The organism is Streptococcus sp. HMSC074B11, from assembly GCF_001808705.1.
Classification (GTDB): Bacteria; Bacillota; Bacilli; order Lactobacillales; family Streptococcaceae; genus Streptococcus.
This window is the reverse complement of the sequence record NZ_KV794273.1, coordinates 330722-345298: the sequence shown is the minus strand read 5'-3', so window position 1 is coordinate 345298 and position 14577 is coordinate 330722. Positions and strand designations below refer to the sequence as shown.

17 protein-coding genes are annotated in these 14577 nt (G+C 39.8%); 16 read left to right on the top strand and 1 reads right to left on the bottom strand.

The annotated features are described in order from the left end of the window. Nucleotides 1-17: 17 nt before the first annotated feature. Entirely contained in the window at nt 18-347 is a 330-nt protein-coding gene (locus HMPREF2619_RS06670) for a helicase BlpT (RefSeq protein WP_070460221.1), read from the bottom strand. Between the two features lie 278 nt (nt 348-625). Between HMPREF2619_RS06670 and HMPREF2619_RS06665 the strand changes: the two genes are divergently transcribed. The 16 genes from HMPREF2619_RS06665 (at nt 626) to rbfA (ending at nt 14454) form a co-directional block, all read left to right on the top strand. Next, a complete protein-coding gene (locus HMPREF2619_RS06665) occupies nt 626-964 on the top strand; it encodes a LytTR family DNA-binding domain-containing protein (protein ID WP_070460220.1) in 339 nt (112 codons plus the stop codon). A 4-nt stretch (nt 965-968) separates the two neighbouring features. Continuing rightward, complete coding sequence (locus tag HMPREF2619_RS06660; RefSeq protein ID WP_070460218.1) at nt 969-1706, top strand: response regulator transcription factor; 738 nt, start codon at nt 969-971, stop codon at nt 1704-1706. A 13-nt stretch (nt 1707-1719) separates the two neighbouring features. Then, on the top strand, nt 1720-3069 hold the full coding sequence (locus HMPREF2619_RS06655; protein WP_070460215.1) for a sensor histidine kinase: 1350 nt from the start codon (nt 1720-1722) through the stop codon (nt 3067-3069). A 101-nt stretch (nt 3070-3170) separates the two neighbouring features. Next, on the top strand, nt 3171-3527 hold the full coding sequence (locus HMPREF2619_RS06650) for a hypothetical protein (RefSeq protein WP_070460213.1): 357 nt from the start codon (nt 3171-3173) through the stop codon (nt 3525-3527). A gap of 335 nt (nt 3528-3862) precedes the next feature. Continuing rightward, nucleotides 3863-4267, top strand: coding sequence for an immunity protein (locus tag HMPREF2619_RS06645; RefSeq protein WP_070460212.1), 405 nt, complete (start codon nt 3863-3865; stop codon nt 4265-4267). A 502-nt stretch (nt 4268-4769) separates the two neighbouring features. Then, nucleotides 4770-5372 (top strand): CPBP family intramembrane glutamic endopeptidase, encoded by a 603-nt coding sequence (locus tag HMPREF2619_RS06640; protein WP_049527008.1) that lies wholly within the window; start codon nt 4770-4772, stop codon nt 5370-5372. A 329-nt stretch (nt 5373-5701) separates the two neighbouring features. Next, the gene (locus HMPREF2619_RS06630) at nt 5702-6013 is read left to right on the top strand and encodes a role in replication (protein WP_070460211.1); all 312 of its coding nucleotides are present in this window, start codon (nt 5702-5704) and stop codon (nt 6011-6013) included. 320 nt (nt 6014-6333) lie between these two features. Then, nucleotides 6334-7023, top strand: a complete 690-nt coding sequence (locus HMPREF2619_RS06625; protein WP_070460210.1) for a CPBP family intramembrane glutamic endopeptidase — start codon at nt 6334-6336, stop codon at nt 7021-7023. A gap of 225 nt (nt 7024-7248) precedes the next feature. Then, entirely contained in the window at nt 7249-8043 is a 795-nt protein-coding gene (gene ccrZ / locus HMPREF2619_RS06620) for a cell cycle regulator CcrZ (RefSeq protein WP_000362994.1), read from the top strand. After that, nucleotides 8040-8675: a tRNA (guanosine(46)-N7)-methyltransferase TrmB gene (gene trmB / locus HMPREF2619_RS06615; RefSeq protein WP_070460207.1), complete on the top strand. Its 636-nt coding sequence runs from the start codon at nt 8040-8042 to the stop codon at nt 8673-8675. The genes ccrZ and trmB overlap by 4 nt, the downstream gene beginning before the upstream one ends. 126 nt (nt 8676-8801) lie before the next feature. Continuing rightward, nucleotides 8802-9281 (top strand): ribosome maturation factor RimP, encoded by a 480-nt coding sequence (gene rimP / locus HMPREF2619_RS06610; protein ID WP_070460205.1) that lies wholly within the window; start codon nt 8802-8804, stop codon nt 9279-9281. Nucleotides 9282-9323: 42 nt separating this feature from the next. Further along, nucleotides 9324-10460 carry a transcription termination factor NusA gene (nusA, locus tag HMPREF2619_RS06605; protein ID WP_000032287.1) on the top strand — a complete coding sequence of 379 codons (1137 nt, stop codon included), beginning with the start codon at nt 9324-9326 and terminating at the stop codon, nt 10458-10460. A gap of 22 nt (nt 10461-10482) precedes the next feature. After that, nucleotides 10483-10776 (top strand): RNase P modulator RnpM, encoded by a 294-nt coding sequence (gene rnpM / locus HMPREF2619_RS06600; RefSeq protein WP_004251817.1) that lies wholly within the window; start codon nt 10483-10485, stop codon nt 10774-10776. Further along, nucleotides 10769-11068 carry a YlxQ-related RNA-binding protein gene (locus HMPREF2619_RS06595; RefSeq protein ID WP_004251819.1) on the top strand — a complete coding sequence of 100 codons (300 nt, stop codon included), beginning with the start codon at nt 10769-10771 and terminating at the stop codon, nt 11066-11068. The genes rnpM and HMPREF2619_RS06595 overlap by 8 nt, the downstream gene beginning before the upstream one ends. 16 nt (nt 11069-11084) lie before the next feature. Further along, the gene (gene infB, locus HMPREF2619_RS06590; protein ID WP_070460204.1) at nt 11085-13853 is read left to right on the top strand and encodes a translation initiation factor IF-2; all 2769 of its coding nucleotides are present in this window, start codon (nt 11085-11087) and stop codon (nt 13851-13853) included. A 250-nt stretch (nt 13854-14103) separates the two neighbouring features. After that, on the top strand, nt 14104-14454 hold the full coding sequence (gene rbfA / locus HMPREF2619_RS06585) for a 30S ribosome-binding factor RbfA (RefSeq protein WP_070460202.1): 351 nt from the start codon (nt 14104-14106) through the stop codon (nt 14452-14454). Nucleotides 14455-14577: the final 123 nt, after the last annotated feature.

Below are 14577 nucleotides of genomic sequence, written 5' to 3'. Positions count from 1 at the left end.
CAGCTTCTTTTTAGTTACTACAGGATAGTGGTTGGTCCGTAGAGACTCAACTTGGTCTTGACTTGGTCAAAGTGGAAGCGGTCATAGGCTCTCCAAGCGGCGCGAGTAGGAGCGTCTGGATTGAGAGCACTGAGGCCCATGAGAAGACTGGAAGTTTGGTAAAATTTTTCCAGCTCAATCAAGAATCGATTATCCACTGTCTCAGCTTTAGAGAGAAAGCGGAGGATATTGTCCAGTTGCTCCTGAAAACGGACATCGTCAGCTGTTGCCTGTTTGCAGACTTGGTAAGCTTTGTTTAACTCAGTTATCAGTGCCTGGGCAGTTTTGATTGGATCTGTATCCGTCATGAGAATTCCTCCTTTGTGATGGTTTTAAAGTTGTTTTAAGCCTTTGTCTTTCTATAATCCTAGCCTATCACTTTTTACTCTTTTTTTACCTACAAATCTTTAATTGTCATTGAAATTTCCTGAATGGTAATAGCGGGATTTTATGATAAAATAGTTGTAAGGTTATCATAGTTATTTCGGAAAAACTTCGACACTTTAGGAATTTTTGATAACCGTTTAGGATTTGGCAAAAAATGGATTCTAGACTTATGGTATCCTCTCTTCAGGAGGTTTTATCCATGAACTATATTATTATCCAAAAAGAGAAAGAAATTTTCAAATTAAACATAAAGGATATCTACTACATCCAAACGCATCCAAGTAAAGCCCATACCGTGCAGATTGTTACAGAAGACGCTAGCTTTGATCTGTTTCAAAATTTAAGCAAGCTTGAAAAACAATATGGGGAAACCTTAACAAGATGTCATCGAAATTGTCTGGTCAATCTTGAACGAGTAAAATCCATGGAACTCCAGTCAAAGACTCTTTTTCTTGGAGAAGAAGGTCAATATGCTGTTCAGTATTCCAGACGTCGTTATAGAGAAATTCGCCAAAAATGGTTGAAACAAGGAGAATAAGAAGATGAGAATATTTGTTTTAGAAGATGATTTTTCCCAACAAGCCAGAATTGAAACGACGATTGAGAAACTTTTGAAAAAACAGAGTATCGTTCCCAGCTCTTTTGAAGTCTTTGGCAAGCCAGATCAACTGCTGGCAGAGGTGCATGAGAAGGGAGCACATCAGCTATTCTTTTTGGACATTGAGATTCGAAATGAAGAGATGAAGGGTCTAGAGGTGGCTAGAAAGATTCGGGATCGGGATCCTTATGCCCTGATCGTCTTTGTGACGACTCATTCGGAGTTTATGCCCCTGTCTTTTCGCTACCAAGTGTCAGCTTTGGACTACATTGATAAGGCCTTATCGGCAGAGGAGTTTGAATCTCGGATCGAGACAGCCCTTATCTATGCCAATAGTCAAGATAGTAAAAGTTTGGCGGAAGATTGCTTTTACTTTAAATCAAAATTCGCCCAATTCCAGTATCCCTTTAAAGAGGTTTACTATCTCGAAACGTCCCCAAGACCCCATCGTGTTATTCTCTATACCAAGACAGACAGGTTAGAATTTACGGCGAGTTTAGAGGAGGTTCTCAAGCAGGAGCCCCGTCTCTTGCAGTGCCATCGCTCTTTTCTAGTTAATCCAACTAATGTAGTTCGTTTGGATAAGAAAGAAAAACTCCTTTTCTTTCCCAATGGTGGAAGCTGTATAATAGCGCGTTATAAGGTCAGGGAAGTATCTGAGGCTATCAATAACTTGCATTGAGTTAGGAGAACTTATGTATAATATTTGGATTATATTGTATACACTTGTTACTCAGGGACTAGAAATTGTCATATTCTTTAAGGTAGATGGAATTGGTCTCACTTTTGAGAGAATTTTTAAGGCCTTTCTTTTTAAGATACTATTGGCCTTTGTTTTTGTAATGATTAGCTATATAGTAGGAAATACTTACCTATCTTATTTTATGGAACCCTTGTACGGTATCGGCTTATCTTTCTTATTGTTAAGAGGGCTTCCTAAAAAACTCCTTTTCTTTTATGGTCTCTTTCCAATGATATTGGTGAATCTCTTTTATAGAGGTATTTCTTATTTTGTGCTTCCATTTTTGGGACAAGGGCAAGTATATAATGACTACTCATTTACTGGGTTATGTATAATAATTTTCAATTTCTTCATTTCTCTAGCCTTTTTGAAATGGTTGGACTATGATTTCACTAGCTTGAGAAAGGAGATTCTCGATAAAGGTTTTCAAAAGTCCCTTACTACGATTAACTGGATAATGGGGGCCTACTATCTAGTCATGGAAAATCTGTCTTTCTTTGAATATGAACAAAGCATCCAATCAACGACTGTTCGCCATCTCATCCTAGTGTTTTACCTGCTCTTTTTTATGGGGATTATCAAGAAATTGGATACCTATTTGAAGGACAAACTCCATGAGAGACTGAACCAAGAGCAGGACTTGCGCTATAGAGATATGGAACGCTATAGTCGGCATATAGAGGAGCTTTATAAGGAAGTGCGGAGCTTTCGCCATGATTATGCCAACCTCTTGACCAGCTTACGTCTGGGCATTGAAGAGGGGGATATGGAGCAGATAAAAGAGGTCTACGACTCCGTCTTGAAGGATTCTAGCCAAAAATTGCAGGACAATAAATATGACCTAGGTAGGTTGGTGAATGTTCGGGATCGTGCCCTTAAAAGTCTCCTAGCAGGAAAATTTCTAAAAGCCAGAGAAAAGGATATTGTCTTTAATGTCGAAGTTCCTGAGGAGATTCAAGTCGAGAGTATGAGTCTGCTTGATTTTCTGACTATTGTGTCTATCCTTTGTGACAATGCCATTGAAGCTAGTGCAGAGGCCAGTCAACCTCGTGTCTCAATCGCCTTTATAAAAAATGGAGCACAGGAAACCTTTATCGTTGAAAACTCCATCAAAGAAGAGGGGATAGATGTTTCTGAAATCTTCTCTTTTGGAGTTAGTTCTAAAGGGGAGGACCGAGGTGTTGGTCTCTATACCGTCATGAAGATTGTGGAAAGTTATCCCAATGCCAGTCTCAATACCACCTGTCAAGATCAAGTCTTTCGTCAGGTTTTGGCGGTTCATTTGCTGTCAACTTCTGATTAGAGAATGTGTGAACAAGAGGACCTAGGCATTTTAGGTTGAAAAACACTGCTACGATTTGTCCTTATCCAGCCTGACTTTTTATAATATTCGAGGAAAAATAAATGAACCAGAAATCTTATTTTATAGCTTGTTCTGTACTGATCATCCTATCCAATCTTCTCATGTTTTCTCTAGTCAACGAAGGAGAAGGTACAGGAGCTAATCTGATAATAATTGTTTCAACCTGTGTCTTGCTGCCAGCCTTTTTACATGCAGTTGAAAATCAGCAGACATCATTGGTTAGGGCAGAATCCTTGCTCCTCATTCAGATGGCAGTGGTTTCCTTAGTCCGTCTCATCAGCCGAATAGAGAGGACACCTGAAATCTTACATACAGGCCTCACCCTTCTAGTTTTAGCGAGCTGGGTAGCCTTTATCCTCCTAGCTATCATGAGAATGTATCAGAAAAAAGGGAAGTAAAGATGAGTGCATTTTGATTTGTTAAGATATATTAGGGCAAGCATGTTTTCCCTGCTTGCTTTTTATTTTTTCTACAATTTAGGAGGTTTTGATGACCATTCATGATTTGGGGAAATTAAGGTCAAAAGGAGTGCTATACTAAGAGTGTAAAGGTTCTTGCTCAACAAATATTTATGAGGAAATCTTATGAAGAAAAAAATACTTGTCATTTTCATCTTGTATCTAATCATGTCTCCTCTTGGGGATAGTAATTGGTATCATTTATTTTATACAATAGCCTATCTGATTGCAGTTATAATCTATTTTGCTATCATTAAAAAGAAAGGAGCAAAGAAATGAAAACTATTCTTGCTAAAAAACGGAACATCTTCCTTGCGAGATTGTTCCTAGGTCAGTTACCTGTACTGATCTATACTTATTTATTTCTCTCTCGTCAGTTTTTGCATTTTTCCTTAGTTTTTCAATTGCTTTTAGTGGTTGTTAACTTGGCTTCTATTTTGGTGATTGTTTACCTCACTAGAGAAATGAGAGTGAGAAAGTTTGAAGATGATGAGTTGGTTAATCCTAGAACCAATCAACTCATGTTCATCGGATTGACAGGTTTTATGTCTATTATCGGTTTGTATAGAGGTATAACGGCGGCAGAATCCTATCAACAACTGATTGGTTATATTGCTTCTGTTCTCTGCTTAATCATCATGCTGCTGCTCATTTGGGGCTTGAAGTATTATAAAAAGTAAGCTCACAAAAAGAACTTACAGGCAGTGTTTTCAGACTACGGGATTTTTCAAGAGGGGTTCTTGCAATTTAAGAGTTTTTGATGACCATTTAAGATTTGGATGCAAAACCTAAAAAAGCAGTGCCATACTAAAAGTGTAAAAGTTACAAGGATACCAATGCTAAACTGAAATAAAGGAGTGATTCTTATGGCGAAAAAAATAATTACGATTGTCATCTTGTATGTAATCATGCAAACTTGTCTTTATCCGCTTAGGGGAAATGAGTGGTATTATGTAATGGATGCACTAGCATACTTTGCTTCGGTTTATATCTTCGTTCAGTTCAATAAAAAATGGAGAAAAAGCCACTTTAAATCTTGAACATAGAAGTTTTATAGGTCTGGAATAGATCATCAAAATAAGATGGATGATTTTAAAATAATATCTGCTAAGTATTATCTGTAAAATGCAAAATTCTTGAATCCTTATTTTGATGATTCTAAATAGGAGAGAGGTTGTGTTTATGGCCATTTTTAATAAATGTCATGCTGTGTTTGTTGGATTTTTAGCCTTTATAATAGTTACTACAGTAGGCTATACCATCAATCAAGGAGATTTTTTTCAAAACGAGTACCTATTTATTATCGCAAAGACTTTCTGGATTTCACTGAGTGTTGCCTATGCGAAATGGTTTGATATGGTTTCGCTAAGAAGGTTAACGAAGAAAGAAATTCTACTTTTTATTGGAAGCTTTCTTATTTGTGTGCTGGTAAATATAGGTTATTATAGTTTTTTTACAGTCTCTTCTGGTGCTGGATATCAACACCTTGAGGCTACTAGTACAGGAATTTCCTTATCCTTTATTGCAAGCGTGACAGTTTTTGGGCCTATTTTGGAGGAATTTGTTTTCAGAGGTATCCTTCAAGGTGCGGTTTTTGAAAATTCTTGGTTGGGGCTTGTACTGACTGCCTCTCTCTTCTCATTCCTGCATGCACCTTATGATTTTCCTTCGTTTTTCTATTATCTATTTGGAGGTTTGGTGCTGGGCTTTGCTTATAAAAAGAGTCAAAATCTATCGGTGCCTATCTTAGTCCATATTTGTTACAATTGTTTATCATTCTTCTAGTAGTTGACAGTGGTTAAATTTACAAAGGAATGTAGAGGATGATCAGTTGGCATCATAGTGACTAGGGAACTGACCTGGTAGATGTGAAATCAATAGATGGAGGAATCAGATGAAAAAGTATGTCGAATTGTTAGATTTATTTGCCCGAGTTGTAATAATATTGCTATCTCTTGTTCTTTGTATAAGAGTACTCATGATTTCGACAGAACTCTGGAGACATGTTCTTGTACTGGTAAGTACCCCTGTTACGATCTATAGCCTGCTAAAACATAGACCAGGTAAGAAGAACATAAAAACCCTGTGAGAATCTTAAAAGAAAGATTAAAAAGATGCAAGCAAAATATAAAAATCAAATAGTAGAAGTTTGGGAAATTGGTAAAGATACTCCTAAAACAAGTTGGGTAGAAGACGCCTTTCAAAAGAATTACATAGTATGGCTAGACAATCATGTCCGAATTTTAATGGCAGGGCTTCAGTCTTCCTTTGTAACCAATCTCAAAATTGGCCTAGTCGGAACGGCAGGAGGGGGTTTTGCTGGTTATAGTATGTATGTCCTTGGCTATCCAGGAGATTATCTTGACCTCACAAATCATAGAGTGGTATCTGCCGCAACTTTTCATCGAGTGTATCAAGCTTTATAAAATGATCGGGTAGAAAAAGGATGATGGTTTATCATTTTGAAAAGAATTGACTGCCTAGATGATGAAAAATATAAAGTTTTTAACGGCAACAAAAGTACACAAGGGTAGATGTATTGGCTTATCAAAGTCATGGTGATAGCTACCGAGACTGAATGATAGAGGATTAATACTCAATGAAAATCAAAGAGCAAACTAGGAAGCTAGCCGCAAGCTGTACTTGAGTACGGTAAGGCGACGCTGACGTGGTTTGAATTTGATTTTCGAAGAGTATAAATGATAATTGGTGGCAGTTACGATAGCAAAGCTATGAGGGAGTTTCTATGAAAAAATATTCTATTCTTTTCAAAACAAGTGCAGTCCTTTCCTATTTATTTTTGTTTTTCGGGTTGTCTTGGACAACCCAATTTTGGAGAAATTATTGGGAGTTCTCGTCTTGGGTAGGAAATCTTATCTGGATTCGAAACATCATCAGTGTTCTCTTTATCGGTTTGGTGATGTGGTTCTTGGTTAGGTCGGGCCATGCTTATCTCTTTCGTATCCCTAGGAAAAAGTGGTTGAGTTATTCTGTTCTGACGATGTTAGCAGCTGTCGTTCTTATAAGCTTTAACTATTTGACAGCTAACCATGTTCAGGGGACAAACGAAGGTTGGAGTTTATTTATTGCCTATAGTGAGACCAACTTTGCGGAGTTCGGTGTTTACCTAACCTTAATAGTACTAGGACCTCTGATGGAAGAATTGGTATGTAGGGGACTACTTCAACATGCCTTCTTTAAGAATTCAAGATGGGGAATGGATATTCTATTTCCGTCGGTTTTGTTCGCCTTGCCTCATTTTTCAAGTTTTCCTAGTCTACTAGACCTTCTGGTTTATACAGCAGTTGGATGTATATTTGGTGGTTTGACACGCTATACCAAGACTATCTATCCTTCTTATTCGATTCATATTGTTAATAATATCATCGCAAACTTACCATTTATCATGACTTTTTTGCATAGGGTATTTGCATGATGAGAACCAGTTAAAAGCTTGAATTATCAGATTAAGCATAGATTTTTTCCTTACAATTTTCTGCTAAAAAAATTGAATGACCAAGGCTAGGCAGATCTCTCTGCTTGCCTTTTTCTTTTAACAAGATTGGATAAAGGGCTTTTATTTGAGAATCAGGTCGGGACTGGTTGACGAATAGCCTAAAAACTAGTAGAATAGTAAGGAAACTTTATACGGAGGAAAGAAATGGACTTGGGTGATATTGAGCTAACGCTGACCCCTATACCTGGGAAAAGCGGAAAAGCTTATATGGGAAGCTACCCTGATGGGAAGCGCGTCTTTATTAAAATGAACACCTCTCCAATCCTACCTGGTTTAGCCAAGGAACAAATCGCTCCTCAATTATTATGGACTCGCCGTTTATCGGATGGGCGTGATATGTGTGCCCAAGAATGGTTGAATGGTAAAATTTTGACCCCTTATGATATGAATCGCAAGCAGATTATCAATATTTTGAGCCGCTTGCATCGTTCGCGTCCTTTGATGACGCAATTGACTCGTTTGGGCTATTCTTTAGAAACACCTTTTGACTTGCTTCAGGCTTGGTTAAAAGATGCTCCAGAATCCTTGAAGAACAATCAATATCTAAGAATGGTAGTAGAGGATTTGCGAGGAAGCTTGCCAAACTTTAGGGAAGATTATGCAACGATCGTTCATGGAGATGTACGACATAGTAATTGGATTGAGACAGAGAGCGGTCTTGTTTATTTAGTGGATTGGGATTCCGTTCGTTTAACGGATCGCATGTTTGATGTAGCGCATATGCTATGTCACTATATTCCAGACTATCAGTGGAAAGAGTGGTTGACTTATTACGGTTACAAATACAACCAAACAGTCATCAACAAACTATTTTGGTATGCTCAGTTATCCTTCTTGAGCCAGATTGCCAAATATTATACAAATGAAGATCTAGAAAATGTCAATCGGGAGATCTATGCCTTGCGTATCTTCCGTGACAAGTATGGAAAGAAGAGATGAGAGTTAGAAATCGTAAAGGGGCAACAGAATTACTAGAGGCTAATCCTCAGTATGTTGTCTTAAATCCTTTAGAAGCCAAAGGGAAATGGCGAGATTTATTTGGAAATGACAATCCTATCCATGTTGAGGTTGGTAGTGGTAAGGGTGCTTTTGTGACAGGTATGGCCAAACAAAACCCTGACATCAACTATATCGGGATTGATATTCAAAAGTCTGTTTTGAGTTATGCCTTGGACAAGGTCTTGGAAGTTGCTGTACCCAATATCAAGTTGTTGTGGGTTGATGGTTCTGATTTGACCGACTACTTTGAAGATGGTGAGATTGATCGCTTGTACCTAAATTTTTCAGATCCGTGGCCTAAAAAACGCCATGAAAAGCGTCGTTTAACCTATAAGAGTTTCTTGGATACCTTCAAGCGTATCTTGCCTGAACACGGTGAGATTCATTTCAAGACAGATAACCGTGGCTTGTTTGAATACAGCCTAGTGAGTTTTTCTCAATATGGCATGAAGCTTAATGGAGTTTGGTTGGATCTGCACGCCAGCGACTTTGAAGGCAATGTCATGACAGAATATGAGCAAAAATTCTCAAGTAAGGGTCAAGTTATCTACCGAGTTGAGGCAGAATTCTAAGAAAAAGCTTAAAATCAAGCCTTCTGAGTGCTTATACTTTACATAAGTAGTCAAAAGTGCTATACTGTAAGTAAGAATATGAGAAAGTGAGGCGGGGAAATATCTTCGCCTCTTGCTTATGAGGAGGTGGACGCAATCGCAACTATCGTAGAATTAGTCAGAGAAGTCGTAGAACCTGTCATTGAAGCTCCCTTTGAACTCGTGGATATCGAGTACGGAAAGATTGGCAGTGACATGATTCTTAGTATTTTTGTAGATAAACCAGAGGGAATTACCTTGAACGACACAGCGGACTTGACAGAGATTATCAGTCCTGTCCTAGATACTATCAAGCCAGATCCCTTCCCAGAACAATATTTCCTAGAGATCACCAGTCCAGGCTTGGAGCGTCCTTTGAAAACCAAGGAAGCAGTCGCTGGAGCAGTTGGAAAATACATCCATGTTGGACTTTACCAAGCCATCGATAAGCAAAAGGTCTTTGAAGGAACCTTGCTAGCCTTTGAAGAGGATGAGTTGACGGTGGAATATATGGACAAGACTCGTAAGAAAACAGTCCAAATCCCATACAGTTTGGTATCGAAAGCACGTTTAGCAGTAAAATTATAGTAAAAGAAAGGAAGCTTTTGAAGATTCAAAAGTGAATAGAAGATGAGTAAAGAAATGCTAGAGGCCTTCCGCATTTTGGAAGAAGACAAGGGAATCAAAAAAGAAGACATCATTGATGCAGTGGTGGAATCACTTCGTTCAGCCTATCGCAGACGCTATGGGCAGTCTGACAGTGTAGCCATTGATTTCAACGAAAAGACAGGTGACTTTACAGTTTATACTGTTCGTGAAGTTGTTGATGAAGTATTTGATAGCCGTTTGGAAATCAGCTTGAAAGATGCTCTTGCCATTAACTCAGCTTACGAGCTTGGGGACAAGATTAAATTTGAAGAAGCACCAGGTGAGTTTGGTCGTGTAGCAGCCCAGTCTGCAAAACAAACCATCATGGAAAAAATGCGCAAGCAAACACGTGCTATCACCTACAACACATACAAAGAGCATGAACAAGAAATCATGTCAGGTACAGTGGAGCGCTTCGACAATCGCTTTATCTATGTCAACCTTGGCAGCATCGAAGCTCAATTGTCAAAACAAGACCAAATCCCTGGTGAAGTCTTTGCTTCTCACGATCGTATCGAAGTTTATGTCTACAAGGTTGAAGACAATCCTCGTGGTGTGAATGTCTTTGTAAGTCGTAGCCACCCAGAAATGATCAAACGCTTGATGGAACAAGAAATTCCTGAAGTTTATGACGGAACAGTTGAGATCATGAGCGTGGCTCGTGAAGCAGGTGACCGTACAAAGGTTGCTGTTCGTAGCCACAATCCAAACGTGGATGCGATCGGGACAATCGTCGGACGTGGTGGTGCTAACATCAAGAAAATTACTAGCAAATTCCACCCAGCTCGCTACGATGCTAAGAGCGATCGTATGGTTCCAATCGAAGAAAACATCGACGTTATCGAATGGGTAGCCGATCCAGCTGAATTTATCTACAACGCTATCGCTCCTGCAGAAGTTGACCAAGTTATCTTTGATGAAAACGACAGCAAACGTGCCTTGGTCGTTGTGCCAGATAACAAGCTTTCTCTTGCGATCGGTCGTCGTGGACAAAACGTTCGTTTGGCAGCTCATTTGACTGGCTACCGTATCGATATCAAGTCTGCAAGTGAGTTTGAAGCCATGGAAGCAGCAGAACAAGCTGACCAGGTAGAAACAGACGAATTGGTCGAAGAATAAAAGCTGATCAGAGGAGGGAAGGATGAAAACTAGAAAAATCCCTTTGCGCAAGTCTGTTGTTTCCAACGATGTGATTGACAAGCGAGATTTACTTCGTATTGTCAAGAACAAAGAAGGTGAGGTCTTTATCGACCCGACAGGCAAGGCTAATGGCCGGGGCGCTTATATCAAGCTAGACAATGCAGAAGCCCTAGAGGCTAAAAAGAAAAAAGTCTTTAACCGTAGCTTTAATATGGAAGTTGAAGAAAGCTTTTATGACGAGTTGATCGCCTATGTTGATCACAAAGTAAAAAGAAGAGAGTTAGGACTTGAATAAGCAAAAAGTAAGTAATCTCTTGGGATTGGCTCAGCGAGCAGGGAAAATTATCTCGGGTGAAGAAATGGTTGTCAAAGCCATTCAAGACCGGAAAGTTAAATTGGTATTTCTAGCTCATGATGCTAGCCCAAATCTAACCAAGAAGATTCAGGATAAAAGCCACTATTATCAAGTAGAAGTTATTACCGTGTTTTCAACACTGGAATTAAGCATAGCAGTCGGAAAATCGAGAAAGGTTCTGGCTGTAACAGATGCTGGATTTACAAAGAAAATGAGGTCTCTTATGGAATAGAAGAGGAGGACATGATTTGTCTAAGAAAAGATTGTACGAAATCGCAAAAGAACTTGGAAAAGAAAGTAAGGAAGTTGTAGCGCGTGCAAAAGAGTTGGGCTTGGAAGTAAAGAGCCACTCGTCAAGCGTTGAAGCAGATGCTGCTGAAAAAATTATAGCTAGCTTTAAGCCTGCTGCTCCTAAGGCAGAGGCAAAAGCAAGTGTAGAAAAGAAAGTTGAAAAGCCTGCATCAGCTAAACCAGTTGTCGCTAAGGAAGAAAGCAAACCAGCTACACCTGCAGCTTCTAAGGAAGAAAAAGTTGTAGCTGCAAGACCGCAGAGTCGAAACTTTAAGGCGGAACGTGAAGCGCGTGCCAAAGAGCAAGCGGAAAGACGCAAGCAAAACAAGGGTAACAACCGCGATCAACAACAAAACGGTAATCGTCAAAAGAACGATAACCGTAATGGTGGGAAACCTGGTCAAGGGAACCGTGACAATCGTCGTTTTAACGACCAAGGGAAGAAACCACAAGGCCAAGGAAATCGTGGCAATGATTATCGCCAACAAGCTGATAATCGTCCCAACCAAGCTGGTCCTCGTATTGACTTTAAAGCCCGAGCAGCAGCTCTGAAGGCTGAGCAAAATGCAGAATACGCACGCTCAAGCGAGGAACGCTTCAAACAGTCTCAAGTTGCCAAAGAAGCCTTGGCTCAAGCTAATAAACGTAAGGAGCCAGAGGAAATCTTTGAGGAAGCTGCTAAACTAGCTGAACAAACTCAGCCTGTAGTTGAAGTAGCTCCTGTAGCCAAAGAGGCTGTAGTGGATACACGTCGTAAAAAGCAAGCTCGACCAGACAAAGATCGTGATGATTACGATCACGAGGAAGATGGTCCTAGAAAACAACAAAAGAATCGAAGTAGTCAGAATCAAGTGAGAAATCAAAGAAATAGTAACTGGAATAACAATAAGAAAAATAAAAAAGGCAATAAACAAAATAACCGTAATCAGGCTCCAAAACCTATTACAGAGCGTAAATTCCATGAATTGCCAACAGAATTTGAATATACAGATGGTATGACTGTTGCGGAAATCGCAAAACGTATCAAACGTGAACCAGCTGAGATTGTTAAGAAACTATTTATGATGGGCGTTATGGCCACTCAAAACCAATCTTTGGATGGAGAAACAATCGAACTCCTCATGGTTGATTATGGAATTGAAGCTAAACAAAAGGTAGAAGTGGACAATGCGGATATCGAACGTTTCTTCGTAGAAGATGGATATCTAAATGAAGACAAGTTGGTTGAACGTCCACCAGTTGTAACTATCATGGGACACGTTGACCATGGTAAAACAACCCTTTTGGATACCCTACGTAATTCTCGTGTCGCTACAGGAGAAGCAGGTGGGATCACTCAGCATATTGGTGCCTACCAGATTGAGGAAAATGGTAAGAAGATTACCTTCCTTGATACACCAGGACACGCGGCCTTTACTTCTATGCGTGCACGTGGTGCCTCTGTTACCGATATTACGATCTTGGTCGTAGCGGCAGATGACGGGGTTATGCCTCAAACTATCGAAGCCATCAACCACTCAAAAGCAGCTAATGTTCCAATCATCGTTGCTATTAACAAGATTGATAAACCAGGTGCTAACCCAGAACGCGTTATCGGCGAATTGGCTGAACACGGTGTTATGTCAACAGCTTGGGGTGGAGATTCTGAGTTTGTAGAAATCTCAGCTAAGTTCAACCAAAATATCGATGAACTCTTGGAAACTGTTCTTCTTGTAGCTGAAATTCAAGAGCTCAAAGCAGACCCAACCGTACGCGCCATCGGTACTGTTATCGAAGCCCGTTTGGATAAAGGAAAAGGTGCGGTTGCAACCCTCCTTGTTCAACAAGGTACCTTGAATGTCCAAGACCCAATCGTTGTTGGTAATACTTTCGGACGTGTCCGTGCCATGACCAATGACCTTGGACGTCGTGTTAAGGTTGCAGGACCATCAACACCAGTATCAATTACAGGTTTGAACGAAGCACCGATGGCGGGTGATCACTTTGCTGTATACGAAGATGAAAAATCTGCTCGTGCAGCTGGTGAAGAACGTGCCAAACGTGCTCTTATGAAACAACGTCAAGCTACACAGCGTGTAAGTCTTGAAAACCTCTTTGATACTCTTAAAGCTGGTGAACTTAAGTCTGTTAACGTCATCATCAAAGCCGACGTACAAGGTTCAGTTGAAGCCCTTTCTGCCTCACTACAAAAGATTGATGTGGAAGGTGTAAAAGTCACCATCGTCCACTCAGCAGTTGGTGCTATCAACGAATCTGACGTGACTCTTGCGGAAGCTTCAAATGCCTTTATCGTTGGTTTCAACGTACGTCCTACACCACAAGCCCGCCAACAAGCAGAAGCCGACGATGTAGAAATCCGTCTCCACAGCATTATCTACAAGGTTATCGAAGAGATGGAAGAAGCCATGAAAGGTATGCTTGATCCAGAATTTGAAGAAAAAGTTATCGGTGAAGCGATTATCCGTGAAACCTTCAAAGTGTCTAAAGTCGGAACAATCGGTGGATTTATGGTTACTAGCGGTAAAGTTACCCGTGACTCTAAAGTCCGTGTTATTCGTGACGGTGTCGTTATTTACGATGGTGAACTTGCAAGCTTGAAACACTATAAAGATGATGTCAAAGAAGTTACAAATGGCCGTGAAGGTGGTCTCATGATTGATGGCTACAATGATATCAAGATGGATGATGTGATTGAGGCCTATGTCATGGAAGAAATCAAGAGATAAAATTTTTGCTCCTTTCTTAGGTGGTGAGGGACGCAAGCAAACCGATGGTTTCATTGCTTATTTTTGAGCCTAGAGTCTCAAAAATCCCCAGTGATTGAACTGAATTATCAGCCTAATCACTTTCACCACGGCGAAAGAAGCCGATGAGTTCAAATTGAACTTCGTTCCAATTTGAATTGAAAATCAATAAGTTTAGAAAAAGCTAGGTCTGCTGGCCTAGCTTTTGGTTCAATAGAGAGGAAGGAATAGCATGGCAAATCATTTCCGTACGGATCGTGTGGGCATGGAGATCAAGCGTGAAGTCAATGAGATTTTGCAAAAGAAAGTCCGTGATCCGCGTGTCCAAGGCGTGACCATCACAGATGTTCAGATGCTTGGGGACTTGTCTGTAGCTAAGGTTTACTACACAATTTTGAGTAATCTTGCTTCAGATAATCAAAAGGCCCAAATTGGGCTTGAAAAAGCAACCGGAACTATCAAACGTGAGCTTGGTCACAATTTGAAATTGTATAAAATTCCAGACTTGACCTTCGTCAAAGACGAATCCATAGAGTATGGAAACAAGATTGACGAAATGTTACGCAATCTGGATAAGAAATAAGAAAGAGGGGGAACCCTCTTTTTTTGTGGAAAATAGGTGGAATTTAAAATGGAAAAATATTCTTTTAAAAATGAGATTCTGTATTTATAAAATGTTTGCTAATCAGAAAATGCTTTTTTTTTT

Coding starts and splice junctions, on each gene's coding strand:
- HMPREF2619_RS06670 (WP_070460221.1), bottom strand. CDS start 347: ATGACGGATACAGATCCAATCAAAACTGCCCAGGCACTGATAACTGAG.
- HMPREF2619_RS06665 (WP_070460220.1), top strand. CDS start 626: ATGAACTATATTATTATCCAAAAAGAGAAAGAAATTTTCAAATTAAAC.
- HMPREF2619_RS06660 (WP_070460218.1), top strand. CDS start 969: ATGAGAATATTTGTTTTAGAAGATGATTTTTCCCAACAAGCCAGAATT.
- HMPREF2619_RS06655 (WP_070460215.1), top strand. CDS start 1,720: ATGTATAATATTTGGATTATATTGTATACACTTGTTACTCAGGGACTA.
- HMPREF2619_RS06650 (WP_070460213.1), top strand. CDS start 3,171: ATGAACCAGAAATCTTATTTTATAGCTTGTTCTGTACTGATCATCCTA.
- HMPREF2619_RS06645 (WP_070460212.1), top strand. CDS start 3,863: ATGAAAACTATTCTTGCTAAAAAACGGAACATCTTCCTTGCGAGATTG.
- HMPREF2619_RS06640 (WP_049527008.1), top strand. CDS start 4,770: ATGGCCATTTTTAATAAATGTCATGCTGTGTTTGTTGGATTTTTAGCC.
- HMPREF2619_RS06630 (WP_070460211.1), top strand. CDS start 5,702: ATGCAAGCAAAATATAAAAATCAAATAGTAGAAGTTTGGGAAATTGGT.
- HMPREF2619_RS06625 (WP_070460210.1), top strand. CDS start 6,334: ATGAAAAAATATTCTATTCTTTTCAAAACAAGTGCAGTCCTTTCCTAT.
- ccrZ (WP_000362994.1), top strand. CDS start 7,249: ATGGACTTGGGTGATATTGAGCTAACGCTGACCCCTATACCTGGGAAA.
- trmB (WP_070460207.1), top strand. CDS start 8,040: ATGAGAGTTAGAAATCGTAAAGGGGCAACAGAATTACTAGAGGCTAAT.
- nusA (WP_000032287.1), top strand. CDS start 9,324: ATGAGTAAAGAAATGCTAGAGGCCTTCCGCATTTTGGAAGAAGACAAG.
- rnpM (WP_004251817.1), top strand. CDS start 10,483: ATGAAAACTAGAAAAATCCCTTTGCGCAAGTCTGTTGTTTCCAACGAT.
- rbfA (WP_070460202.1), top strand. CDS start 14,104: ATGGCAAATCATTTCCGTACGGATCGTGTGGGCATGGAGATCAAGCGT.